Origin of the sequence: Cruoricaptor ignavus, assembly GCF_014961145.1 — a bacterium.
Taxonomy (GTDB): domain Bacteria; phylum Bacteroidota; class Bacteroidia; order Flavobacteriales; family Weeksellaceae; genus Cruoricaptor; species Cruoricaptor ignavus.
Genome location: NZ_CP063145.1, coordinates 1,636,729 through 1,660,897, shown reverse-complemented (window position 1 = coordinate 1,660,897; position 24,169 = coordinate 1,636,729). Strand labels below are relative to the sequence as shown.

Here is a 24,169-nt window from a genome sequence, read left to right as displayed (position 1 = left end):
CGAATTAATACTAATTTTTTCGAATGCTGGGGATTAAAAGTTCTCAAAAACATACGCCAGAATATCCTTGTCCTGCTTTGTAAGCGCTACTTTTCGGCGATGCATTACTTTTTCCGCAACTTCAAAGGCCTTATCCAGCTTAAATTTTTCATCACCGGAAAAACCGCCCCAGCTGAAATTCTCCACATAGTTCGACGGAAAGCCAGCCCTAAAAATATTGGCTGCAACGCCCACCACAGTACCAGTGTTCAGCTGTGTATTTATCGCGGTTTTCGCGTGGTCTGCCATTATCAACCCGCAAAATTGCAGCCCAGTATCTTCCAGTTTTTCGGATTTAAAACTGTAAAGTTTCACATTGGCGTAATTATTTTTCAGGTTGGAAGAATTCGTATCGGCGCCAAGATTACACCATTCACCAATCACCGAGTTGCCAACAAAACCTTCGTGGCCTTTGTTGCTGTAGCCGAAAACTACTATGTTATTCACTTCGCCGCCAATTTTCGAGTGCGGACCGATCGTGGTGGCGCCGTAAATTTTCGAGCCAAGATTAAACTTCGAGCCTTCGCAAAGCGCAATGGGACCGCGAAGATTGCAGCCTTCCATTACTTCGGTATTTTTCCCGATGTAGATTTTTCCAGTCAGCGTATTCAGCGTGGAAAATTCCACCGTGGCACCTTCCTCGATGAACAAATCTTCCGGATTTCCGAGCAGACCGTTCGTGGAAGATAGCGGCTGAGATGCCCTGCCCTTCGTTAAAAGCTGAAAATCGAAATCAATCGCCTTGTCGTTAAAGCTGAACAAATCCGTACGCTTTTTGAAAAACACCAAAGGATCTGCCACTTCTGTGATTTTTTCAATTTGCGACAGCGAAAAATCCTGCATACGCACCTTTGCAGCAAGCAGTTCATCCTCGTAAAACAGCGCCTCGCCAAGCTGCAGATTTTTGATTTGGCTTAAAACTTTTTCCGTTGGCAAAAAGTTCGGGACAATTACCAAACCCTCTTCATCCGTCGGCGAAGAAAATTTTTCCTGCAAATAATCCTCAGTTAAAAACCTCACTTCGCTGATTTCCAGGAGATTACGCCATCTTTCTGAAAAGGTTAAAATTCCGCATCGCATTCCTGCGACGGGCCGTGTGAATGTGAGCGGTAAAAATTCTTCCCAATATTGCGCGTCCGAAAATACCAGTTGCATAGCTTCGATTTTTGTCAAAAATACATAAAAAAAGCCTTCCCGACTGAGAAGGCTTAGCTGAATTTCCGCGGAAATTACTTCGCGAATTTCTTGTATTTGTTCATAAATTTATCCACACGGCCAGCCGTATCCACAAGCTTCACCTTACCAGTGTAGAAAGGGTGTGAAGTGGAAGAAATTTCCATCTTCACCAAAGGGTAAGTTTCGCCTTCGTACTCAATTGTGTCCCTCGTTTCCGCTGTGGATTTGCAAAGGAACATTTCATCGTTGCTCATATCCTTGAAAACTACGAGCCTATAATTGTCTGGGTGGATTCCGTTTTTCATAATGTGCTTACTTTTAAACTCTGCGGCATTTTCTTCCGCCAAAATTTTAGACCGCAAAAATACAAAACTTTTTCATTCCGGCAAAAAGTTTTTAGGAAAATTTTCAGCATTAATTTTTCTGCATATTCCAATCTTTTCCTATTTTTGAAAACTTTTCATTTTTTAAACGATGAATTTCAGATATTTTTTCGGCACAATGCTCTGCATACTATTCGCCGCCATTTCCTGCAAGACCGATGAAATCGTGTTTGATGCGCCTACTTCTGCGCTGAAATTTTCGAAGGACACGGTGTTTATCGACACGGTTTACCACCAGATCCGTTCCGAAGCCTACGCCGTGAAAGTTTACAATCAGGAAGACAAGGATGTGATGATTCCGCGGATTGCTTTGCGGGACGGCGCAAATTCTCAATACCGAATCAATGTGGACGGAAGGCCTGGCACACGGTTTACGAATGTGCCACTGCGCCGGAAAGACAGCCTTTTTATCTTCGTGGAAATGGCGCCGAAAGCTAATGCTGCGGAAGCCATTGCCGAAGACAAAATTCAGTTTGAGGGTGCGGCAAACACGAAAGAAATCACGCTGTTTTCCGTGGTTCAGGATGCAGAATTTTTTATCGAAAGTAAAACTAACCCAAACATCATCACGGAAAATACCGTTTGGGATAATTCAAAGGCTAAGGTAATTTTTGGAAAATTATCCTTATCAGAAGGAAAAACCCTAACGATTCAGAAAGGAACAAAGGTTTATTTTACGAAAAACGGAAGCCTTAGCCTTGGTAAAAATTCCACGCTGAAAGTGAATGGTGAACTGGGCAATGAGGTGCTGTTTCGCGGCGACAGAAGCGATACGAGATATGATACAATTGCGCTGAACTGGAAAGGAATTTCCGCTGAACAGGGCGCAAAACTCAATATTAATTATGCTAAGATTTTCGGCGGCGAAACCGGGATTTTGCTCAATTCTTCCGAGGCTGAAATTAAAAACTCCATCATCCACACATTCCAAAAGTTTGGTATTCAGTCAGTTGCATCAAAATTAAACTTGGAAAATTCCGTACTTTCAAATTGCGGCGAAGCCAATCTTGGAATTTACAAAGGTGGCAGTACTACGATTCTGCATAGCACTTTGGCGAATTTTTGGAAGCTGAATTCCGCAATGCCTGCGTACGCACTTTTCGTGACCAACGAATTTAACAATGGAAATTCCACGGAAAACGGCGCTGTAAATTTAACCGTGAAAAACTCGATTATTTTTGGAGAAAGGGAGAATGCCGTTTCGTTTAAACCGATTAACGGACAGAATTTTTCTTATCAATTTTCGCACTCTCTGCTGAAAATCGGCAAAGATTCGGGCTTTACTTTTGACGCAAATCCTGCCATCAGAAATTCCATCAAAAACGAAGACCCGAAATTTGCAAACATCTTCACGCATAAGCTAAATTTACGGGTGAAGGATGATTCTCCGGTAAAGGCTAAAGCACCAGTAATCAGCGGATTAGAGAAAGATATTGCCGGAACTTCGCGCACAAATCCTGCAACCATCGGTGCTTATCAGTAATGGAAATTTCGGCGCTGCAAAAGCAGGTGGATGAGTGGATTAAAAGCGTTGGCGTGCGCTATTTCAGCGAGCTGACCAATATGGCGATTTTGTCCGAAGAAGTGGGCGAAGTTGCGCGGATTATCGCAAGAAGGTACGGAGAGCAAAGCGAGAAGGAAAGCGATAAAACTAAAGATTTAGGCGAAGAGTTGGCGGATGTTCTGTTCGTCACCTTATGCCTTGCCAATCAGACGAACATCGATCTACAGGCAGCTTTTGACCGCAAAATGAAGCTGAAAACCGAGCGGGATTTCGAGCGGCATCAAAACAACGAGAAGCTGAAATGAGCGATATTTTCCTGCCGAAATCCAAATTAATTCGGGATAAATCGCTGACAATTTGTGGCTCAAAAAGCGAATCCAACAGGCTTTTAATTCTGCAGAAATTATACGGCAACATCCAAATCGAAAATCTTTCGGATTCGCAAGATACCCAATTGCTGCAGCGGGCGCTGGTTTCTACCGAAGAAGTAGCGGACATTCATCACGCTGGAACGGCGATGCGATTCTTGACATCGTTTTTCGCCATTCAGGAAGGCAGAACCACGATTCTCACAGGAAGCGAAAGAATGAAGCAAAGGCCTGTAAAACCGTTGGTAGAAGCACTTCTTGCGCTTGGTGCGGAAATTTATTATTTGGAAAATCCAGGTTTTCCGCCGCTGAAAATCGTTGGGAAAAAACTGAAAAATCACCGCATAAAAATCGATGCCGGAATTTCGTCACAGTTTATTTCATCGCTGATGATGATTGGCGGAAAGCTGGAAAACGGCCTAGAAATCGAGCTTCTGGGTGAAATCACTTCCAAACCGTACCTGGAAATGACGCTCAATCTGCTCACGGAAATCGGAATTGAAAGCCATTTTGAAAACAGCATCATTCGGATTTTTCCGGCGAAAAATTTAGCAACTAAAAAATTAGTGATAGAAAGCGACTGGTCTTCGGCAAGCTATTTCTATTCGGCTTGTGCAATTGGTCGTGAAAAAATCAGCCTGAGAAATTTCAAGCAAAATTCTTTGCAGGGCGACGCATTCGTTGCAGAACTTTACAAGAATTTTTTCGGAATAAAAACCGAATTTTCTGACGAAACAATTTCCTTGATTCCAACAGAAAAATTCAGCAAGCCGGAAAAAATTTCATTGGATATGAATTCCTGTCCGGATATTGTGCAAACGCTTTGTGCAACGGCATCTGCAATGAAAATTCCGTTCGAAATTTCCGGACTGAAAACTTTGAAAATAAAGGAAACCGACAGGCTTTCTGCTCTGAAAAATGAGCTGGAAAAAATCGGTTGCATTACAGAAATTGGCGATGACTTTATTAAAACTAAAAAATTCGTTGAACCGCAAAATGAGATTTTGATCGAAACCTACGACGATCACAGGATGGCGATGAGTTTTGCGCCGTATTGTTTAGCACAGCCATTAACCATTGAAAATCAGCAGGTTGTAGAGAAATCTTATCCAAAATTTTGGCTGGATTTTGTAAAGATTCTTTCGCCCGAAAATTAATCGCTAAATTTGTTCCGAAAGCCGCCAATTGTGGACGACGGTATTGTAAATTCCTACATTTTCCCGGACTCCCAACTTGCCGCTGAAGAACTTTTTAAAAATCTCGATTGAAAACCATTATAATCACCGGAACTTCGGCCGGAATCGGTTATGCGCTTGCCGAACATCTTGGAAGGCTGGGGCACAAAGTGTACGGGCTCAGCAGAAAACCTACTGATTCTCAATATTTTACGACAATCCCAACGGACATTACAAATGCCGGGGAAATCGAAAAAGCCGTTTCGGAAATTTTGCAAGAAGAAAATCGCATCGATGTGCTCATCAACAACGCTGGCATGGGAATGGTGGGTGCTGTGGAAGATGCGCAAAAGCCTGAAATTCAGCGGCTTTTCGATTTGAATCTGATTGGAACCGTGCAAATGATGAGTGCGGTTTTACCAAAAATGCGGGCACAGAAATTCGGGCAAATCATCAATATTTCGAGCATTGGTTCTGAGATGGGATTGCCTTTTCGAGGATTTTATTCCGCGTCGAAAGCTGCTGTGGATAAGGTGACGGAAGCTGTGCGCTACGAGGTTTTGCCGTGGAATATTCAAATCTGTGCGCTGCATTTGGGTGACATCAAAACGAAAATTGCGGACAACCGTGTGCGTTCCGAAGTTTCTGAGCCGTACAGGAAAATGTTCAACTCGGTTTACAGCCTGATGAATGCTCATGTGGAGGCTGGAACTTCGCCTGAACTTGTGGCAGTTTATATCGAAAAATTGCTGCAAAAAAAGCGCTGGAAAGCGCACTACTTCTTCGGACCTTTCGGGCAGAAAATCGGCATTCCGCTGAAACACATCTTGCCGCAGAATTTCTACGAAAAACTGATGAGGCGGTATAATAAAATGTAGATTTTCTGGGTTTTAAGCCTATGAATGCCTTTGCTGCACGAGTTTTCTTGCTGAGTTTTGCCTTAGTTTGTTCGCTGAGTTTCGCTCAGAATTTCATCCTGAAAGACATTGAAACCGGGAAAGAATTCGTGCGGAAAGATTCGATGAGCGCTGTTAAATTTCTGGATTCGCTCGTTTCTGCAAACTATTTTCTTACGAAAATTGTCGTGGCAGAGAAGTATGGATCCGATGTGAGAATAATTTTTGAAAAGGGTAAAAATTTCAATCAGGCACGCCTGGAGTTCAGTCCAGAACTGAGCAATTATAAGAGGATCACTTACACTAAAAAACTGGATTCACTTCAGAAATCCATCAGCAGAGATTTGTACAATAGTGGATATCCTTTCAATCGGGTGCTTACTCAATGGATCGGTTTTAAGCAAGGGCAAGCCACGGTGCGGTTATCTGCAGACCTTGGCGAATTGCGACAAATAAACTCCGTTGAAATTAGAGGGTATGATAAAGTGCCTCGAGCTTTTGTGAAAAACATTAATCGGAGATATGCAGGGAAACCATACAGTCAAAAGCTTATTCAAAACTTAAACACAGAAATCAGTCAAAATCAATTTATTGCACTTGAAAGGCAAGCGCAGACACAATTCACAAAAGATTCCACCAAAATCTATCTTTTTCTTCAGAAAAAAAAGGCTAGCTCCTTTGATGGCATAATCGGTTTTGGGACAGACGAAAGAGGAAAATTTAAATTCAACGGGCTCCTGGATTTACAGTTCATAAATCTCCTGAATTCTTTTGAGGATATATCGCTTCACTGGCAGCGCAGCCAGGACGGTGGACAAAATCTCAGCTTGCAGGTCGATGTGCCTTTCCTGTTCAAATCACGAACCGGAGCGAACATTGATATGAATATTTTCGTGCAGGATTCAGCCTTTGCTAAAGTTCGTTTTCTCCCGTCGCTTTACCGACAAATTAACCAAAGAAATAAAATAGGTTTAAACGCATTGTTTGAAACATCTGCAGTACTGGAAGGGGGCAGTTATGCTAATTTTGAAAATTATAATTCAAACGGAGTAGGTATTTGGTACTCATTTACAAAAAACTCTGAAATACCAATTTTTCTATACGATACTGAGCTAAGAACGGGGGTAAATATTGCCAAATTGAAATACAATGATTCTGGGCATCGGACAACGCAAACTAAATTCGAAGCAGGCTATGGGCAAAACATAAAAATATTTAAACAGAACTGGATAAATATAAGCGCTGAAGCAGCAGGGATTACACCAGGTAGTTCTAATAAAACGGCAGATAATACTATGCTGAGGTTTGGAGGGTGGAAATCTATGCGTAGCTTTGGTGAACAGTCGATTCTGGCGACCTTCTATGCATTTGGCGGTCTGGAATACAGATATCTTGTCAATGACGGAATATACTTCGATCTTTTTGGACAATATGGATTTCTGGAAAATAAAAATCTGGAAAAGAATCCAAATCTTTACAGTTTTGGAGCAGGCTTTACAATGCAGTTTAAGTTAGGAATTATGACTTTCCAGCTAAGCAATGGTGGACTTAGTGGCACACCATTAAAATTTGATGATACAAAAATCCATTGGGGTCTTTTAACAAAGTTTTAACAAAAGATTCTATTTAATAAAACCTAACTTTCTTGGCGTCGTCCAGGTGTGAGCCGTCGGGGCCCGTTCTTGCGCGCCACGGGGGGCAAAAAAGAAGAACCCCCGCCACTCTGGGTGGCGGGGGTCCCGGTTTAAAAAGACTGGCGGCGACCTACTCTCCCGCTTTCGCAGTACCATCGGCGCTGGAGGGCTTAACTTCCGTGTTCGGGATGGGAACGGGTGAGCCCCTCCGCAGTGGCCGCCCAAGTTGGACAGCCCTCATAAAAGGCTTATTTCTTACGGTAACGTCATCACAAGGAGGCGACCCATCGGGCGCCCTGGCGCTCCGGCCTCGGGGCCATAAATCTACGGGCAATTAGTACCGCTCGGCTGACCTGTTGCCAGGTGTGCACCTGCGGCCTATCGACGTGGTCATCTCCCACGACCCTTAAAAGACGCCTAATCTCGGGGCAGGTTTCGCGCTTATATGCCTTCAGCGCTTATCCGAACCAGACATAGCTACCCAGCGGTGCGCCTGGCGGCACAACTGGTACACCAGAGGTCTGTTCAGGCCGGTCCTCTCGTACTAGACCCAAGCCCCCTCAAGCGTCTAACGCCCGCAGTAGATAGAGACCGAACTGTCTCACGACGTTCTGAACCCAGCTCGCGTGCCGCTTTAATGGGCGAACAGCCCAACCCTTGGGACCTTCTCCAGCCCCAGGATGCGACGAGCCGACATCGAGGTGCCGAACCTCCCCGTCGATGTGAGCTCTTGGGGGAGACTAGCCTGTTATCCCCGGAGTACCTTTTATCCTATGAGCGATGGCCCTTCCATACGGAACCACCGGATCACTATGTCCTGCTTTCGCACCTGGTCGGCTTGTTGGCCTCGCAGTCAAGCACCCTTATGCCATTACACTCTGCGCACGGTTACCAAGCGTGCTGAGGGTACCTTTGAAAGCCTCCGTTACCCTTTTGGAGGCGACCACCCCAGTCAAACTACCCGCCACGCGGTGTCCTCCTTCCGGAGTTAGGCTCCAAGCAAGCAAAGGGTGGTATTTCAACGGCGGCTCCACAGACACTGGCGTGCCCGCTTCATAGCCTCCCACCTATCCTACACATTGATTGCTCAGAGTCAACACGAAGCTATAGTAAAGGTTCACAGGGTCTTTTCGTCCCACTGCGGGTAATCGGCATCTTCACCGATACTACAATTTCACCGAGCTCGTGGCCGAGACAGTGCCCAGATCGTTACACCATTCGTGCAGGTCGGAACTTACCCGACAAGGAATTTCGCTACCTTAGGACCGTTATAGTTACGGCCGCCGTTTACCGGGGCTTCAGTCAGCGCCTTCGATTGCTCTAAGCGCCTCCCTTAACCTTCCGGCACCGGGCAGGTGTCAGACCCTATACGTCATCTTTCGATTTGGCAGAGTCCTGTGTTTTTGATAAACAGTCGCCTGGGCCTCTTCACTGCGGCCCCCGTCGCCGGGGGCGTCTCTTTTTCCGAAGTTACGAGACAATTTTGCCTAGTTCCTTAGCCACGACTCACTCGAGCACCTTAGGATCCTCTCCTCGACCACCTGTGTCGGTTTTGGTACGGGCCGCCTCACTCGCTTTTCTTGGATCCCCCTTCGCTGCAGCAGCTTCGCCCGAAGGCTAGGCCTTGACTATTCCGTCAGTCTCCAGCAGCTACGGAGAACCGTCACTTCCAGTGTGGGCGGGTCAGGGAATATTAACCCTGTGTCCATCCGCTACCCCCTTCGGGTTCGCGTTAGGCCCCGACTAACCCCCGGCTGATTAGCATGGCCGGGGAAGCCTTGGTCTTTCGGTGTGCGGGTTTCTCGCCCGCATTATCGTTACTTATGCCTACATTTTCTTTTCCGGAAGCTCCACCGCGCCTCGCGGCGCGGCTTCCAGGCCGCCGGAATGCTCCCCTACCGATATAATATATCCCATGGCTTCGGTAGCGCGCTTATGCCCGATTATTATCCATGCCGGACCGCTCGACTAGTGAGCTGTTACGCACTCTTTAAATGAATGGCTGCTTCCAAGCCAACATCCTAGCTGTCTGTGCAGTCCGACCGCGTTTCTCCAACTTAGCGCGCATTTGGGGACCTTAGCCGTTGGTCCGGGTTCTTTCCCTCTCGGACGCGGACCTTAGCACCCGCGCCCTCACTGCCGCGCAGCATCCACCGGCATTCGGAGTTTGTCAGGAATTGGTAGGCGGTGAAACCCCCGCATCCAATCAGTAGCTCTACCTCCGGAGGACTCGCGCGACGCTGCACCTAAATGCATTTCGGGGAGTACGAGCTATCTCCCAGTTTGATTAGCCTTTCACCCCTACCCACAGGTCATCCGAAGGCTTTTCAACGCCAACCGGTTCGGCCCTCCACTCTGTGTTACCAGAGCTTCAGCCTGCCCATGGGTAGATCACAAGGTTTCGCGTCTAATACCGCCGACTACGCGCCCTGTTCAGACTCGCTTTCGCTCCGGCTCCGCGCCTTAAGCGCTTAACCTCGCCGGCGACATTAACTCGTAGGCTCATTATGCAAAAGGCACGCCGTCATCCCATCGCGGGACTCCGACCGCTTGTAGGCGCACGGTTTCAGGCTCTCTTTCACCCTCCTGTTCGGAGTGCTTTTCACCTTTCCCTCACGGTACTGGTCCACTATCGGTCTTCAAGGAGTATTTAGCCTTGGAGGATGGTCCCCCCGTATTCAGACAGGATTTCACGTGTCCCGCCCTACTCTTGTTTCACCCTGACATGCCTTTCGCGTACAGGATTGTCACCTTCTCCGATCGCCCTTTCCAGAGCGTTCCGCTAAGCATATCAAGGCTTTTGGGCTAGTCCGCTTTCGCTCGCCACTACTCACGGAATCTCTTCGATTTCTTTTCCTCCGGGTACTTAGATGTTTCAGTTCCCCGGGTTCGCCCCATTGCTGGTGACACGCCTTCAGCGTGCCGGGTTGCCCCATTCGGATATCCGCGGATCAATTCGTGTGTGCCGATCCCCGCGGCTTTTCGCAGCTTGCCACGTCCTTCGTCGCCTCTTGAAGCCTAGGCATCCGCCGTGCGCCCTTAACGATTTCTTTCCCTAAGGTTCTCGGTGCGCCTCCCGGCGCCCGGTCGTCTCTTTGTGATGTCTTACCGTATATGTCAATGATCCTCAATCTAGCCTCCCACCCCAGGGACCCACGCTGCAGGATCCTTCCTTCGCAGCGCCCCCCAAGGGCTTCCGGCAGGCCGCATTCAGCGGCTGTGGAGAATAAGGGATTCGAACCCTTGACCCCCTGCGTGCAAGGCAGGTGCTCTAGCCAGCTGAGCTAATTCCCCAGGCATCCGTAGTCTCGGGCAGGCTCGAACTGCCGACCTCTACATTATCAGTGTAGCGCTCTAACCGGCTGAGCTACGAGACTCCTCTACCCGCCTGACCCGTGGCCCGCGACAATGCGCTGGGCTCGCGCCCGGGCGTGAATCCTCCTTTTACTTTATATGATCCGATACTATACAACAACAGGGCGGGGCGGCGCCCTCCGGCGCGCGGGGCCCATGAAGGGCCGTGTGCTTATTGACTTGATAAAGCCTCTAAAATGAGATGTTCCAGCCGCACCTTCCGGTACGGCTACCTTGTTACGACTTAGCCCTAGTTACCCGTTTTACCCTAGGCAGCTCCTTTTACGGTCACCGACTTCAGGTACCCCGGACTTCCATGGCTTGACGGGCGGTGTGTACAAGGCCCGGGAACGTATTCACCGCGCCATGGCTGATGCGCGATTACTAGCGATTCCAGCTTCATAGAGTCGAGTTGCAGACTCCAATCCGAACTGAGACCGGCTTTCGAGATTCGCTCCGCGTCGCCGCGTGGCTGCCCTCTGTACCGGCCATTGTATTACGTGTGTGGCCCAGGGCGTAAGGGCCGTGATGATTTGACGTCGTCCCCGCCTTCCTCGCTACTTGCGTAGGCAGTCCCGCCAGAGTCCCCAACTTAATGATGGCAACTGGCGGCAGGGGTTGCGCTCGTTGCAGGACTTAACCTAACACCTCACGGCACGAGCTGACGACAACCATGCAGCACCTTGAAGACCGTCCGAAGAAAGGCGCATCTCTGCGCCGGTCGGCCCCCATTTAAGCCCTGGTAAGGTTCCTCGCGTATCATCGAATTAAACCACATAATCCACCGCTTGTGCGGGCCCCCGTCAATTCCTTTGAGTTTCAGGCTTGCGCCCGTACTCCCCAGGTGGCTCACTTATCACTTTCGCTTAGCCCCCGAACGATAACGCCCGAGAACGAGTGAGCATCGTTTACGGCGTGGACTACCAGGGTATCTAATCCTGTTCGCTCCCCACGCTTTCGTCCATCAGCGTCAGTAAGGCCTTGGCGACCTGCCTTCGCTATCGGTGTTCTGAGTGATATCTATGCATTTCACCGCTACACCACTCATTCCGGCCGCCTCAAGCCTACTCAAGACCCGCAGTATCGAAGGCGGTTCCGCGGTTGAGCCGCGGGATTTCACCTCCGACTTACAGGCCCGCCTACGGACCCTTTAAACCCAATAAATCCGGATAACGCTCGCACCCTCCGTATTACCGCGGCTGCTGGCACGGAGTTAGCCGGTGCTTATTCGTACGGTACCTTCAGCTATCTACGCGTAGATAGGTTTATCCCCGTACAAAAGAAGTTTACAGGCCATAGGCCCTTAGTCCTTCACGCGGGATGGCTGGATCAGGCTTCCACCCATTGTCCAATATTCCTCACTGCTGCCTCCCGTAGGAGTCTGGTCCGTGTCTCAGTACCAGTGTGGGGGATCACCCTCTCAGGCCCCCTAAGGATCAAAGGCTTGGTAGGCCGTTACCCTGCCAACTACCTAATCCTGCGCGTGCCCATCCCCGTCCGTAACCTTTCAATGACCGCCGATGCCGGCGAACATCCTATGGGGTGTTAATCCTCCTTTCGGAGGGCTATCCCCCAGACAGGGGCAGGTTGCACACGTGCTCCTCACCCGTACGCCGCTCTCACCCCGAAGGGATCCCGCCCGGCTTGCATGTGTTAGGCCTCCCGCTAGCGTTCATCCTGAGCCAGGATCAAACTCTCCATTGTATTTCTATCGTTCCGCGGCGCCCCATCGAATACGCCACAAAGCATACCCGGGCGCCGCCCCTTACCTGGTTGTATGTATCGTTGATTTCAATGATCCTCTCTCTTCCAAACCACCAGGCCAAAGGCCTCCCGTGATTTGCGGTTGCAAAGGTAAGAACTTTTTTGAAACTACCAAAACTTTTTTGAAAAAAAATTTAATTTTTTTTCGTCCCGGAGCCCCAGCAAAAATCCCCCCCACGCTTGACCCGAAAAACGGGTGGGCAAAGGTAGGAATTTGTCACTCAAACTTCCAAATGCCCCGCCAAGTTTTTTTTTTATAATTTCAAATAGGGCTTATTATCCCCTCGCAACGCTCCCCCAATACCAAATCGGGAGTGCAAAGATAAGGGGATTTCCCGAACAGGCAAGAGATAATTTAAAAAAAATCTACCGCCGAGCCCAAGTCGCTGGTTTTCAGGTAGAAAAATTTTAAAGAAAGACCGCCTCGGCAGTAAATGGTTATCGTAAACTGCTCCGAGTGGAGAGAGGGGTAATTGTTTCGGGGGATGATTATATAAGAATTTCTAGGCACTTTTCCAGGCTGGCTTCCCAATGTTTTGGCTCGATGCCGTATGTACGCTCGATTTTTTCCAGGGACATGGTGCTGCGCGCCGGGCGCTTTGCGGGGGTTGGATATTCTGATGTGGGGATGGGGTGGATTTTAATATTATTTTTTGAGGATTCTGCAATCTTCGACGCAAAATCGTACCAAGTGGTCTCGGGATAGTTTGAAAAATGAAAAATTCCGTAGGTTTTATTTTTTGACTCAATTATTTTCATAATCGCTTCAGCAAGGTCGTTGGCGTTGGTCGGCTGCCCGTACTGATCCGCCACTACATTCAGTTCATCTTTCTGGCTAAAAAGTGTGAGCATTGTTTTTACAAAATTTTTACTGAATTCTGAGTATAGCCACGAGGTACGGAGGATGATGGTTTCTGGATTGGCAGCCAGCGCAAGCTCTTCCCCCTTTAGCTTGGATGCGCCATATACACCCTGCGGGTTGGGAGAATCTCCTTCCTCGTAAGGCAGCTGCGTATCACCATCGAATACATAATCGGTGGAAATATGGATAAAAACCGTTCCGTTTTCCGCACACGCCTTTGCAAGGTTTTCCACCCCCAGGGCATTTACGGCATAGGCTTTTTCCTCATCGCTTTCTGCCTTGTCTACGGCGGTGTAGGCGGCAGCATTTATGCAGAAATCCGGTCTTTGGTTCTCAAAATAGTCGGAAACTGCTGCGCCGTCGGTAATATCAAGAGTACGTGAGTTTTGGAAATCAAACTGAAAAGCTTCCTTATAGTTTTCGCTGAGTTTTCTCAGGCAGCTTCCCAGCTGGCCGCTGCCCCCGGTAACGAGAATTTTTTTCATTTTGGTATTCTTTTTTTGTTTTGGTGTCTCAAGTATTTTGCTCTCTCGTCGAAATCTGTTTGTTCAACCTGCGCTATCGTTTCCCTCACAGTCTGAAGGAGGCTTTCAGGCATCTCCACTGCCTTCCTGGTCTGCAGATTGAAATAAATCGTGGTGATCCAAAGTAGGCAATGCGTGACTAAGCCATCGGCAGAGGTCATTAAAATCTCCACCGTGGAAGTTCGCTCGTCTGTCGAGATTGTTTTACTGGTAATCGCTACCATTTCATTGCTTCGGACTTCGCAAAGGTAAGCGATCTGAGATTTAACTGTCACCCAGGTGCAGCCAGTGTCGCCGATGTGTTCTTCATATGTAAAGCCGTACGCCTGCTCGAAGTGATCTTCCCTGGCATTGAGCATATATTCCAGATAGCGAACATTGTTAAGATGCCCCAGGGGGTCGCAGTGCCAGAAGCGGACTTTGGTGAGTGAACTGATTTCGTGGCTCATCGTACAAAAATAAAAAACCGCCTCAGGGAAGCGGTTTGAAGGTTTTAGTATCAATATTAAATGCCAAGTTCTTTTTTCACTGCAGCAGTGCCGTCGATTTTTCCGTTGCTGTAGATCAGCGCAGATGAATCGATCACATAGTCCCAACCCTGTGCCTTGGACACTTTCTCGATGGTGTTATTAAGCCTGTCTATCACCGGCTGCAAAAGGCTTTCTCTCTTTTTATTAAGGTCCTGCTGCGCCGTGAAACTAAGCTGCTGAAGATCCTGCTGCTTTTTCGCAAGTTCTGTTTCCTTCGTCTGTCTTTGGGCCTCGGTCATCTTCGCACCTTCTGACTGATATTTCTGCACCTCCGCCTGGAAAGCATCTGCCTGCTTTTTCAGCTCGGCTTCTTTAGTTTTGCTGAAGGTATCCAGCTCTGAAGTTACTTTTTTTGTCTCCGGCATTAGTGCGAGAATCTCCTGATAATCCAGCGCAGCCACTTTTTGAGCATTTGTAAACCCTACTGCAACGAACACCATTACCGCTGCAAAAAATACACTTAGTTTTTTCATAATCTTTTTTAATATAAATTGAGTTGTTTTAAATTTAATTTCTCTTATTGTTTCCGGTTTTCTTTGATTCTGCACCGGCTGCGTTATTTTTTTGAAGCAGCAAATCTAACACTTTATCGGTATAATCATATTTTTTATCCAAGAAAATAACGCTGATGTTGTTGCTTTTATCCAAAACAATGCCGAGATTGTTTTTTTCAGACATTGTTTTAATGGCATTCCAAATCTGATCCTGAAAAGGCTTCACGAGGGCAGATCGGGAGCGGTTCATCTCCCCATCGGTGCCGAAGCGCTGGGATACGGTATTTTTCAGCTTGGCATCTAAGTCTTTTATTTCCTGCTCTCGTTGCTTCAGCTGATCGCCAACCAGCAGAACCTTCTCATTTTCAAAGGTATTGCGCTTGGTCTCGTATTCCGTCTGCAGGCGCTGCACCTCTTCTTCCCACTGCTTTACCTGGGAATTCAGGCGTGCCTCCGCCTCTTTATACTGCGGCATTCTCGCCAGGATGTAGTTGGTATCTACCACGCCTATCTTCTGCGCGTTTGCCGCGGCGGCAACAATTGTTGCGAAAAATGCTATTTTAAGTCTGTTCATTTTTGTTCAGAATTTAAAGTGACTGATTCATCAGGAAGTGAGTTTTCCATCCGGAAGCTTCCTGAGTGCCTAGCGCCTTATCGAATCCGTATGCAAAATCGAAACCGATGAGGCCGAAGGCCCCCATATACACCCGCACGCCAAAGCCTGCGGAGCGCTTCAGCTGGAATGGATTGTAGTTGCTCCATTTATTCCAGACATTCCCGCCTTCCACAAAACCAAGCCCGAAGATTTTGGCGGTATTGTTCAGAGAAATCGGGTAGCGGAGCTCGCCAACAAACCGGTTGTAAATGGTACCGCCGCCATATGGCGTGATGTCATAGGTTGCCGCGCTGCTGTAGCCGTTCTCGGAGGCGTTTTCGTAGCCGCGGAGGGGGATGAGCTCGCGCCCGTCGTAGCGGCCGTTGTAGAGCGCGGTACCACCCATATAGAATCTCTCGAAAGGCGGGGCGCCAAGCTTTTCATTATAGCCCGACATAAAGCCCATATCCGCATAGCTACGGAGGACGAGCTTACCCACGATGGTATTGAAAGTTTCCGCGCGGAATTTCACTTTGTAAAACTCCATCCATCTGTACTTCTCCACCGGCGGCATTGCTGAGTAATCTTTATTTTCAAACAGAGAATACGGCGGGGTAAACTTCAATGAAAGATCAAAGTTGGAACCCTGGGTAGGGAAGATAGGGTCGAAGCCGGCAGAATTCCGGCTGATGCCGAGGTTGATAGAGAAGTTGTTGGTATTCCCGTTGTACTCCCTGGTATCCCCGAACATAAAACCGTAATTCTGGAAATTATAGTTTTGGTACTGCAGACCTGTGTACACGGAGAACCAGTTATCCGGCCAGGAAAGCTGATTGTTCAGCCCGGCAGAGACATTGAATATCTGCAGCTTCATAGGCATATGGTTCGTACTATCCCAAGATGCAGGGTACCTCACCCGAGAGTAGTTGGTACTTATAGAGAGCGCGGTAGGCCTTTTCCCGTAAAGCCAAGGTTCTGTAAAAGAAATACCATAGTTCTGGAAATACTGCCCAGCCTGCGCCTGTATGGAGAAAGTCTGTCCGTCACCCTGCGGCACCGGCTTAAAGTCTTTAAATTTAAGGAAATTGCTCAGGGAGAAGTTATTGAAAGTCAGCCCCAGCGTACCGATAAACGAGCCCCCGCCGTAGCCCGCCTGGAGCTGCACCTGCGAGGATCCTTTTTCCACAAGAGACCAGTGGATATCCACGGTATTGTCCTGCGGATTTGGCTTGATGTCCTGCCCGATTTGCTGAGGATCGAAGTACTGCATCCCCGCAAGCGTGTAGTAGGTCCGTTTAATGTCCTGCTTGGAGAAAAGATTGCCCGGGCGGGTGTAGATGGAGCGGTTGATAACATGGTCATGCGTCACCGTATTTCCCGACCAGGTTACGCGGTTCCAGGTGGCCTTTTCGCCTTCGGTAATTCTGATTTCAAGATTCACCTTATCCCCTTCCACGGACTTTTCCACCGGGATTACGCTGGCGAAAAGGAAACCATTGTTCAGGTAAAGGGACTTTATGTCCGAATCATCTTCTTTTCCGCCATCCTCTCCCACTTTTTTGTTAAAGCCTACCGCATCGTACACATCGCCGGTTTTATAGCCCAGAATCTTCTGGAGGACCTCCGTGGTATAGGTGACATTCCCCGAGAAAGTGATGTCGCCGATGTAATACTTCTGCCCCTCGTTCAGTTTTACATTGATTTCATACTGATTGTTGGCGTTCCGACTCACAGAATCGGAAATGATGCGCGCATCCCGATACCCTTCAGATTGGTAGAAACTGATGAGTTTCTTTTTATCGGCTTCATATTTATCTTCAATGAATCTGGACGGCTTGAATATTCTCCGGAAGCTCAGCCCTTTCTGCTTTGTGTCTTTAAACCCCTTCTGGCGGAGTTTTTTATCGCTGAAATTTTCATTTCCCTCGAAATCTATGCTGGCAATCTTCACGCGCTTCCCTCTCTCCACCTCTATTGTCCAGTCCACCAGGTTCGGGTCGCCTGCATTCGGCTTGTCGTGGATGAGTACCCGCGCATCGGCGAAGCCTTTCTTCACATATTCCTGCGGGATTTTGTGCTTTACAGAGGTGACTAAATTATTGGTAATCTTAGTCCCCGGGGTCAGGTTATTATCCTTGGCAATTTTTTCCCCTTTCGATTTGCTGATGCCTTTGCCCGTTACTTTCACATCGCCCAGTTCCTTCAGATCCTGGAGATTAAATCTCAGCACCACCTGATTCCCTTCAGCACTCTGCACGAATACCTGCACTTCGGAAAAGTATTCCGTAGCCCAGAGTTTTTTTATCGCGTTGCTGATTTTTATGCCCGGGATTTCTACTTCTTCGTTTTTATTAAGCCCCGTAAAGCGGAGGATCTGCGCAGCACTGTAGCGTTTCGCGCCATCCACCACGATGTCTTTCAAAATGTAGGTCCCCGGCTCCATAACGCGCTGCTCCACTGCAGCAGTGGCGGCGCCCTGCATAGGCACTTCCTGCGCATAGAAATGCGCAGATGCCGCAAACAGCAATACCGGCAAGAACTTTAGTCTCATCTTTTTATCTTCTTCTTTATTTTAAACGGTACCGTTCAGCTGCTCGCTGGTTTTCCCGAACCGTCTTTCTTTTGACTGGTAATCCACAATGCACTTAAAAAAATCTTCCTTCGTAAAATCCGGCCAGAGAACATCGAGGAACTGCATTTCTGCATAGGCGATTTGCCAAAGCAAAAAATTGCTGACGCGGACTTCCCCGCTGGTGCGGATGAGCAGATCCACCGGCGGAAAATCTTTTGTGTAAAGATGCGCCGCGAAGACTTCTTCATCAATGTTCCCAGGCGAGATCTCCCCGGATTTTACCTTGGCGGAGATTTCCTGCACTGCATTCAGGATTTCCCTCTGGGCACCGTAGTTCAGGGCGAGAATCAGGTTCCCTCGGGTGCCATTTTTGGTATAATTCTTAATGCTTTCGATATGCTCCTGCACCTGCGCGGGCAGCCTGCTGATATCGCCGATGGTATGCAGCTTCAAGCCCTTGCTGAACATATGATCCGCCTCGTAAAGGAGGGTTTCCGAGAGGAGGCTCATCAGCGTATCCACCTCATCCGCAGGGCGTTGCCAGTTTTCCGTGGAGAAGGTATAAAGGGTAAGGTAAGGTATCCCGACCTCGTTGCAGGCGTTAATAGCGTTGCGCACGGCATCTATGGCGCTCCTGTGGCCGAAGGTGCGCTCCTCCCCCTTGGATCTTGCCCAACGGCCGTTGCCGTCCATAATGATGGCGACATGCCGCGGCAGTTTTTCGGAACTGATAAGATTTTTATATGTCGGAGCCATTCAAACTAAAAAATTAATAATGCGGCCAACCGAAATAGTAGGTGATGCCGAGCGTGATGGCGTTTATCCAGTCTTTATCGTGGAGGTTGCCAAAATTTTCCTCCGATATGTACTTGTTTTTTTGAGCTTCCAGGGCGTTATAAATTTCATCGTGAGAAAATTTATTCCCCAGCTTGGCGTGGTCATAGATCAAATTGTTGCCCTGAGGCTGTCTCAAAACAGAGGCATCGGTTGGGTTTCCTTCCTCTCGGCGTATGCTTTTCAGGTGAATGTTCTTGCCGGACAACCTGCTGTAATCTACACTGTCGCTATTGGTATACCGAAATTTCAGCTCCCCGGTGATAGCCCAGTTCATATTAAACTTATACCTAAGCCCTGCCCCGAATGGTATTGAAAGCTTGAAATCTTTAAAAAGCTCATCTTCCGCAACAATTGTTGAGACGATTCTCCCCTCTTTAAGCCTGCTATTAGCTTCTTTTATCGTCACCCTCTTGTTGGAATAAGCCATCGGGCCCAGCCCGCCGAAAATATAAGGGCTCAGCACTCTATCGTCCTCAAGGTTTACCGGGAGGAAGTTGTATTCAAACATTACATCCAGTGCATAAACGGTGTTGGTGCCGCCGGCGCCGCGCATATGGCGGTAATCTTCTTTTGACCTAAGGTCGCTGAACTGAACATGCGATATCGAGAAATCCGCCCGGAGGGTTTGGTAAGGGTTGAAGTTTTTTCCATAGCTCAGCTCAAACTGCACCGGCAGCCCGAATTCGGACACATTCATTGGTTTTTGGAAAAGAAACGCGGTACGGCCGACATCGCCCACGAGATTCGCCATCCCTGCGCGTACGCCCACATAGTTGCGCTGCGCCCCCAGCCTGATGCCGATGAACAGGGTGATGCAGCAAAATATTCGGAAAAGAATGCCCGGTGCTTTCATTTACAATGTGCAAATATAAAACAAAATATCCTTAGCGTTTATCATAATAAGCTGTTAAAAGGCGGGTGAAAATATTAAAAAAAAACAAAAACCGCCTCTGGGGTGTGGCGGCCTTTAATCTACTTCCGGCTGGTAAGGTTTTGAACCTTGTTGCGCACGCGGATGTACCAAGGCTCCTTGAAGTTTTTATCTTCGTCGAAATAACCATAGCCATAGCCATAGCCGTAGCCGTAGCCGTAGCCATAACCGTAGCCATAACCGTAGCCTTTCGGATTTATGAAATCATTGTAAATCAAGCCTATGTGTTCCACTTCTTTTTTCTGATATTTTTCTGCTATCATTTTTAGCATATACTTTTCAGTATATTCATGGCGTACGATGTAGATATTGGCGTCAGAATATTTCATCAGCTCAAAAGAGTCTGCCACGAGGCCCACCGGCGGCGAGTCGATTATAATGAAATCATAGAGATTTCTGAGTTCGCCGATGAGTTCTCTGTTTCTTTCGCTCATCAGCAGTTCGGAAGGATTTGGCGGGATGGGCCCTGCCGTTGCCAAATGTAGCGTGGGCACTTTTGTGGTTTTAATGATATCGTGTAGGGAAAGCTCCCCGGACAAGTAGTTGGAAAGCCCAACCTTTTTATCAACCTTGAAATCATCAAAGATTTTCGGTTTTCTTAAATCCATGCCGAGCAGGATGGTCTTTTTCCCGCTGAGCGCCAGCACGGAAGCAATGTTGATAGAGTTGTAAGTCTTCCCCTCTCCGCTGGTGGAGGAGGTTACAAGTATCACCTTACTTTTACCGTCGTCCGTGTAGAGGAAGCTCATATTGGCACGCACGCCCCGGAAAGCTTCTGCTACATTGGATTTGGGCTGCTCTATTACCGAGAGATTGTTTTCATGATTATTCCTGCCGATGATTCCCAGCAGCGGAATTTTCGTGGCTGCCATCACCTCTTTAGGGCGTCGAACCCTGTTATCCAGAAGCTCCGCCGCACCGATGAAGAGTAGGGGGAGGAAGAGCAGGCCTCCCATGATCATATTCTGAGTCTTCTTGATATCCGGAGCGATGGGGCCCTGGCTGAGATTCTTCGCCGGGTCTATTATCACGAGATCGCTCTTTGCCCCCGCCACCCTCAGCTGTGTTTCGTTCTGCCTGTTGAGCAGGCTGTTGTAGCTTGCTTCAATCATCTTGTAGCCGCGCTCTGCGTCCAGGTACTTTCTTTCTTTCTCCGGGAAGTTGTTCAGCACACTTTCCGCATTGCGGATTTTTGCGTTAATGTCGTTCAGCTGCCTGACGAAGCTATCGTTATAATTCCGAAGCGTCCCCGTAGATTTCCCTCGCGCCTCTGCAATCAGCCGGTTGATTTCGCGCATCGGTTCAGACTGCGGGGTGTAGATAGTCGCCATTTCTCGGCGTTTTTTATAAAGTTCCTTTAGCTCATCTACGGAGAATGAGATCTTCGCATCGCTTATCCCCGCGGCTTCCTGAGCGATGATGTTATCAAAATCCGCCCGGTTTAAGGTTCTGGTAATATTGTTCAGCGCCGAGATTTGGTTGAGGAGCTCCGCCTTCTGCTTCTCCAGAGAGTTGATTTCCTCCAACATTTTCTGGTCTTTGTTGTTGATATCAAAAAGGCGCTCGTTCACGCGTAAGTCGTTCATTACACTCGCGGCGCTGTCCAGCCGCCTGCGTGCGATTACCAGATTTTCCTCGATGTATTTATTGGTGTTTTCATCTACCACCCCCTTATCGATAGCTCTTTTTTCTATCAGTTTTTCCACCGTGGTATTTAGGAAGTTTACCGTACCGTTGAGGTTGTATCCCTTTTTTGTGATAATCATTACGCTCGGTAGCTCCTTGTCGAAATCTACACTGATATTCCGCACTATTTCGTTCACGGCATCGTTCACCGTGGAAAGGGTGACAATCACATTATCGAGCGACATTGTTTTTGCTTCGGGCAGAGGATTATTTACCAGCCTGAATTTCAAATTGGGGCTTTCGTACCACTGCCCTATTCTCAGAACTTTGCTCTGAGGCTGCCCGTAGGCGGGTACGCTTACAAACGATTCTGTAAGGTAGCTGTAGAGCCTGGTAGAGTGTCCTTCTTTTGGCAGTTCCACCCGGTACTTCCCGTCGCCCGCCGGTTTTAGGGTGATGGGGTAGCCCGTCTGCTGCAGGTGGCTTTTATCTATTTCTATGTTTACGGGGGAATCCGACCAGTCGAGATAGGTGGATTTCAGGGTCCCTTTTGTGGTATAGTTGTAGAAAAGATCCAGCTCCTTTACCAGATACTCATTATGGCTGCGCGAGAGGAGCATTTTCTTTAAAAAAACACCATCCCGGTTGGAATTTTGCCCCCAAATAAAGTTGATGGACTGATTCGGCGTGAAGTAGCTGGCAGTAGTGTTGGAGATACTGAGCGAAAGGCTGGATGCATAAATCCTCTGCGCGTAATAGCGGCTGTAATATTGGGAGATAAGGTATCCGAGCACGCCCATCAGCACGAACCAGTACCAGTTTTTTATAATTCTGCGGAGGAAATGCCGTACATCAAAAAGCGGGAAACTCCCTACTCTCTCATTCTCCTGCGCTGCATCGCCCGTAGCGGCGTTTGTATTGCCGATTTTATCTGGTATCATATATTAAAGCCTGTCAAGAATGAGGTAGATGGACATTAAAGTAGTTAATATAGATACACCTTGCGTAAGAGTCTGCATAGGGGTAGCACCGAATCCGTTCAGGTTTTTACCGCGTGTGCTGAGGTAGATTTCATCCCCGTTCTGTAGCCAGTAGTAGGGGGAATTCATCGCGTCCTCCCGCGTAAGATCCAGATGGACTATTTTTATGCCCTCCGGATATTTGCGGTGGATCACTATGTTCTTACGGTCCACGCTCCTGTTTAGTCCGCCCTCTGTCGCCAGCGCTTCCGAAAGATTCAGTGTATTTTTGTAAGACTTTTTAGCGCCGGTGAGCCCTGTAGTTTCCACATCGCCAAGGATGTAATAGGTAATGCCGTCTGTGGTGAGGCGTACTTCGGATTTGCCTTCCAAGAAATTCTCATCTACTCTCTCCTGGATTTCCTGGCTTACCTCCTGCAGGGTGCGCCCTTCAGCCTTGATATATCCGATGCCGAACACATGGATATCCCCGTTGAAATCTACCTTCAGGCCATTATAATACTGTCGTGCGTTGGTGCTTTCTCCTGAGACATTTCCGGTACCGGTAGGCGCCTTTGTATTCAGATCGGAGTAAAACTGCGCTGCATCGCCTTTCGGCGTAGTAACGATATGGAGATTTAAAATGTCGTTTTTCGTGATCCTGTAAGGCTGGTAATTGTATGGAATCAGCCCCTCCTCGTTGATCTGCAGGCTTTCGCTTGGCTGAAAATACCGTACCTCGCGCTGCGTGATGCACGAAGTGGCAAGTATGGAAAATATGGCAATGAGGAAAAACTTTCTCATCTGGTTTTAAAAATTTAGCAAAATTAAGAATTTTTTTTTCTCAGCTTTAAAGCTATCTCTGGCAGGTAAGCTCCAATGAAACCTAAAGCAAGTATTATCATCAGAAGCAAATTCACATTCATATGCCGCAGCAAATAGGTAAGCCCAACTATCAAAAGGTAATATAAAATGATGTAGAATGTGGAGCGGCGGTGCGTAAAGCCCAGCCTGAGCATTTTGTGGTGGATGTGGTTTCTATCCGGCTCGAACAGCCCCTTGCCCTCCCTCAGCCTCTTGAGCATCACGGTGAGGGTATCGATAATTGGAAGAATAAGGATGGCTACTGCTATTACAGGCGCTGTCTGAAGGTGGTAATTTGGCGTGCCGGGCAGGTCTTTCTTTATGAAAATATCAATGAAATTTACAGCGGTAAAGGCAAGTAAAAAGCCCAAAACCATAGAGCCCGTATCCCCCATAAATATCTTTTTGGAGCGCCGGTTGGAGAGGTTATAGTACAGGAATGCGGAAACCGCGCCAATAATTACAGTACAAAAAATAACCAGCGGGAAAAGCGGCTGCCCTAAACGGAAAAAACTTATGCCGAAGAAAAGGCAGCACAGAACGGCATAGGAGCCTGAAAGTCCATCTATCCCGTCTATCAGGTTAAAGGCATTAATTATCGCCACAAAGACGGCGACCGAGAAAAATACGCTTAGCAGGTACGGGAGCTCATACACCCCGAAAAGCCCGAAAAAACTCCTGATCCGCACACCTGACCCCAATACTATCAGCGCGGAAACCACAAGCTGAGCTATCAGTTTCTTGTAGGCGCGCATTACCACGATATCATCCATCACCCCAATGAAAAGAAGTATGATGATGGAAGCAAAAAGAAATTTAAAGCTATGGAAAAGCTCGAAGGCAAATATACTCCCGCTGATGCATATCGCATACACTATGGCGATGCCCCCCAGGTTGGGGATCTTCCTCACATGGGAGCTGCGCAGCCCCGGTTCATCCATAAGGTTTTTCCGCCGGGAAATCTTTATGATGGTGGGGATAGTGTAAAAACTGATCAAAAACGAGGAAAGCACGGATATTAAAAGCTTTATTATAAAAGCCTCCATACCGCCACTCTCCAGAAGTATATCTAAGCTTTGCAT

Annotated in this window: 17 protein-coding genes, 2 tRNA genes and 3 rRNA genes; 5 read left to right on the top strand and 17 right to left on the bottom strand. The window is 47.9% G+C overall.

Annotation, left to right across the window (positions count from 1 at the left end; genetic code table 11):
- Window positions 1–33: 33 nt before the first annotated feature.
- The gene (locus IMZ16_RS08005) at window positions 34–1,194 is read right to left on the bottom strand and encodes a GlmU family protein (protein ID WP_193439609.1); all 1,161 of its coding nucleotides are present in this window, start codon (window positions 1,192–1,194) and stop codon (window positions 34–36) included.
- A gap of 74 nt (window positions 1,195–1,268) precedes the next feature.
- Window positions 1,269–1,520 carry a type B 50S ribosomal protein L31 gene (locus IMZ16_RS08000; protein WP_073178697.1) on the bottom strand — a complete coding sequence of 84 codons (252 nt, stop codon included), beginning with the start codon at window positions 1,518–1,520 and terminating at the stop codon, window positions 1,269–1,271.
- A gap of 169 nt (window positions 1,521–1,689) precedes the next feature.
- On the opposite strand from IMZ16_RS08000, the gene IMZ16_RS07995 reads away from it, so the two are divergent.
- The 5 genes from IMZ16_RS07995 to IMZ16_RS07975 all read left to right on the top strand — a co-directional run bounded on the left by IMZ16_RS07995 (window position 1,690) and on the right by IMZ16_RS07975 (window position 7,154).
- A complete protein-coding gene (locus IMZ16_RS07995) occupies window positions 1,690–3,081 on the top strand; it encodes a hypothetical protein (protein WP_227411498.1) in 1,392 nt (463 codons plus the stop codon).
- Entirely contained in the window at window positions 3,081–3,407 is a 327-nt protein-coding gene (locus IMZ16_RS07990; RefSeq protein WP_193439608.1) for a nucleotide pyrophosphohydrolase, read from the top strand. Before IMZ16_RS07995 ends, IMZ16_RS07990 begins: the two co-directional genes overlap by 1 nt.
- Window positions 3,404–4,627 (top strand): 3-phosphoshikimate 1-carboxyvinyltransferase, encoded by a 1,224-nt coding sequence (locus IMZ16_RS07985; protein WP_193439607.1) that lies wholly within the window; start codon window positions 3,404–3,406, stop codon window positions 4,625–4,627. The genes IMZ16_RS07990 and IMZ16_RS07985 overlap by 4 nt, the downstream gene beginning before the upstream one ends.
- A gap of 107 nt (window positions 4,628–4,734) precedes the next feature.
- Entirely contained in the window at window positions 4,735–5,523 is a 789-nt protein-coding gene (locus tag IMZ16_RS07980; RefSeq protein WP_193439606.1) for an SDR family oxidoreductase, read from the top strand.
- A gap of 20 nt (window positions 5,524–5,543) precedes the next feature.
- Window positions 5,544–7,154, top strand: coding sequence for a BamA/TamA family outer membrane protein (locus tag IMZ16_RS07975; protein WP_193439605.1), 1,611 nt, complete (start codon window positions 5,544–5,546; stop codon window positions 7,152–7,154).
- 138 nt (window positions 7,155–7,292) lie between these two features.
- Here the strand turns inward: IMZ16_RS07975 and rrf are convergent.
- The 15 genes from rrf to IMZ16_RS07900 all read right to left on the bottom strand — a co-directional run bounded on the left by rrf (window position 7,293) and on the right by IMZ16_RS07900 (window position 24,169).
- Window positions 7,293–7,400: ribosomal RNA gene (gene rrf, locus IMZ16_RS07970) — 5S ribosomal RNA — on the bottom strand.
- Window positions 7,401–7,489: 89 nt separating this feature from the next.
- Window positions 7,490–10,228 (bottom strand): 23S ribosomal RNA (locus IMZ16_RS07965).
- A 167-nt stretch (window positions 10,229–10,395) separates the two neighbouring features.
- Window positions 10,396–10,469 (bottom strand) — tRNA-Ala (locus tag IMZ16_RS07960).
- A gap of 9 nt (window positions 10,470–10,478) precedes the next feature.
- Window positions 10,479–10,552 (bottom strand) — tRNA-Ile (locus IMZ16_RS07955).
- Window positions 10,553–10,724: 172 nt separating this feature from the next.
- A 16S ribosomal RNA gene (locus IMZ16_RS07950) occupies window positions 10,725–12,233 on the bottom strand.
- The 16S, 23S and 5S rRNA genes sit together here with 2 tRNA genes alongside, the layout of an rRNA operon.
- A 549-nt stretch (window positions 12,234–12,782) precedes the next feature.
- Window positions 12,783–13,640 (bottom strand): dTDP-4-dehydrorhamnose reductase, encoded by an 858-nt coding sequence (gene rfbD, locus IMZ16_RS07945; protein WP_193439604.1) that lies wholly within the window; start codon window positions 13,638–13,640, stop codon window positions 12,783–12,785.
- Window positions 13,637–14,128: an acyl-CoA thioesterase gene (locus IMZ16_RS07940; protein WP_193439603.1), complete on the bottom strand. Its 492-nt coding sequence runs from the start codon at window positions 14,126–14,128 to the stop codon at window positions 13,637–13,639. The genes rfbD and IMZ16_RS07940 overlap by 4 nt, the downstream gene beginning before the upstream one ends.
- 56 nt (window positions 14,129–14,184) lie before the next feature.
- Window positions 14,185–14,682 carry an OmpH family outer membrane protein gene (locus IMZ16_RS07935; protein WP_193439602.1) on the bottom strand — a complete coding sequence of 166 codons (498 nt, stop codon included), beginning with the start codon at window positions 14,680–14,682 and terminating at the stop codon, window positions 14,185–14,187.
- A gap of 34 nt (window positions 14,683–14,716) precedes the next feature.
- The gene (locus IMZ16_RS07930; RefSeq protein WP_193439601.1) at window positions 14,717–15,277 is read right to left on the bottom strand and encodes an OmpH family outer membrane protein; all 561 of its coding nucleotides are present in this window, start codon (window positions 15,275–15,277) and stop codon (window positions 14,717–14,719) included.
- 13 nt (window positions 15,278–15,290) lie between these two features.
- Window positions 15,291–17,849, bottom strand: a complete 2,559-nt coding sequence (gene bamA, locus IMZ16_RS07925; RefSeq protein ID WP_193439600.1) for an outer membrane protein assembly factor BamA — start codon at window positions 17,847–17,849, stop codon at window positions 15,291–15,293.
- A 21-nt stretch (window positions 17,850–17,870) separates the two neighbouring features.
- The gene (uppS, locus tag IMZ16_RS07920; protein WP_193439599.1) at window positions 17,871–18,626 is read right to left on the bottom strand and encodes a polyprenyl diphosphate synthase; all 756 of its coding nucleotides are present in this window, start codon (window positions 18,624–18,626) and stop codon (window positions 17,871–17,873) included.
- Between the two features lie 13 nt (window positions 18,627–18,639).
- Window positions 18,640–19,560 carry a DUF6089 family protein gene (locus IMZ16_RS07915; protein ID WP_193439598.1) on the bottom strand — a complete coding sequence of 307 codons (921 nt, stop codon included), beginning with the start codon at window positions 19,558–19,560 and terminating at the stop codon, window positions 18,640–18,642.
- Window positions 19,561–19,679: 119 nt separating this feature from the next.
- On the bottom strand, window positions 19,680–22,205 hold the full coding sequence (locus tag IMZ16_RS07910; RefSeq protein ID WP_193439597.1) for an exopolysaccharide transport family protein: 2,526 nt from the start codon (window positions 22,203–22,205) through the stop codon (window positions 19,680–19,682).
- A gap of 3 nt (window positions 22,206–22,208) precedes the next feature.
- Complete coding sequence (locus IMZ16_RS07905; protein WP_193439596.1) at window positions 22,209–23,027, bottom strand: polysaccharide biosynthesis/export family protein; 819 nt, start codon at window positions 23,025–23,027, stop codon at window positions 22,209–22,211.
- Between the two features lie 23 nt (window positions 23,028–23,050).
- The gene (locus IMZ16_RS07900) at window positions 23,051–24,169 is read right to left on the bottom strand and encodes a glycosyltransferase family 4 protein (protein WP_193439595.1); all 1,119 of its coding nucleotides are present in this window, start codon (window positions 24,167–24,169) and stop codon (window positions 23,051–23,053) included.

What these genes read in the sequence shown, in the direction of transcription:
- IMZ16_RS08005 (WP_193439609.1), bottom strand. Translation starts at nt 1,194, where the DNA reads ATGCAACTGGTATTTTCGGACGCGCAATATTGGGAAGAATTTTTACCG.
- IMZ16_RS08000 (WP_073178697.1), bottom strand. Translation starts at nt 1,520, where the DNA reads ATGAAAAACGGAATCCACCCAGACAATTATAGGCTCGTAGTTTTCAAG.
- IMZ16_RS07995 (WP_227411498.1), top strand. Translation starts at nt 1,690, where the DNA reads ATGAATTTCAGATATTTTTTCGGCACAATGCTCTGCATACTATTCGCC.
- IMZ16_RS07990 (WP_193439608.1), top strand. Translation starts at nt 3,081, where the DNA reads ATGGAAATTTCGGCGCTGCAAAAGCAGGTGGATGAGTGGATTAAAAGC.
- IMZ16_RS07985 (WP_193439607.1), top strand. Translation starts at nt 3,404, where the DNA reads ATGAGCGATATTTTCCTGCCGAAATCCAAATTAATTCGGGATAAATCG.
- IMZ16_RS07975 (WP_193439605.1), top strand. Translation starts at nt 5,544, where the DNA reads ATGAATGCCTTTGCTGCACGAGTTTTCTTGCTGAGTTTTGCCTTAGTT.
- rfbD (WP_193439604.1), bottom strand. Translation starts at nt 13,640, where the DNA reads ATGAAAAAAATTCTCGTTACCGGGGGCAGCGGCCAGCTGGGAAGCTGC.
- IMZ16_RS07940 (WP_193439603.1), bottom strand. Translation starts at nt 14,128, where the DNA reads ATGAGCCACGAAATCAGTTCACTCACCAAAGTCCGCTTCTGGCACTGC.
- IMZ16_RS07935 (WP_193439602.1), bottom strand. Translation starts at nt 14,682, where the DNA reads ATGAAAAAACTAAGTGTATTTTTTGCAGCGGTAATGGTGTTCGTTGCA.
- IMZ16_RS07930 (WP_193439601.1), bottom strand. Translation starts at nt 15,277, where the DNA reads ATGAACAGACTTAAAATAGCATTTTTCGCAACAATTGTTGCCGCCGCG.
- bamA (WP_193439600.1), bottom strand. Translation starts at nt 17,849, where the DNA reads ATGAGACTAAAGTTCTTGCCGGTATTGCTGTTTGCGGCATCTGCGCAT.
- uppS (WP_193439599.1), bottom strand. Translation starts at nt 18,626, where the DNA reads ATGGCTCCGACATATAAAAATCTTATCAGTTCCGAAAAACTGCCGCGG.
- IMZ16_RS07915 (WP_193439598.1), bottom strand. Translation starts at nt 19,560, where the DNA reads ATGAAAGCACCGGGCATTCTTTTCCGAATATTTTGCTGCATCACCCTG.
- IMZ16_RS07910 (WP_193439597.1), bottom strand. Translation starts at nt 22,205, where the DNA reads ATGATACCAGATAAAATCGGCAATACAAACGCCGCTACGGGCGATGCA.
- IMZ16_RS07905 (WP_193439596.1), bottom strand. Translation starts at nt 23,027, where the DNA reads ATGAGAAAGTTTTTCCTCATTGCCATATTTTCCATACTTGCCACTTCG.
- IMZ16_RS07900 (WP_193439595.1), bottom strand. Translation starts at nt 24,169, where the DNA reads ATGCAAAGCTTAGATATACTTCTGGAGAGTGGCGGTATGGAGGCTTTT.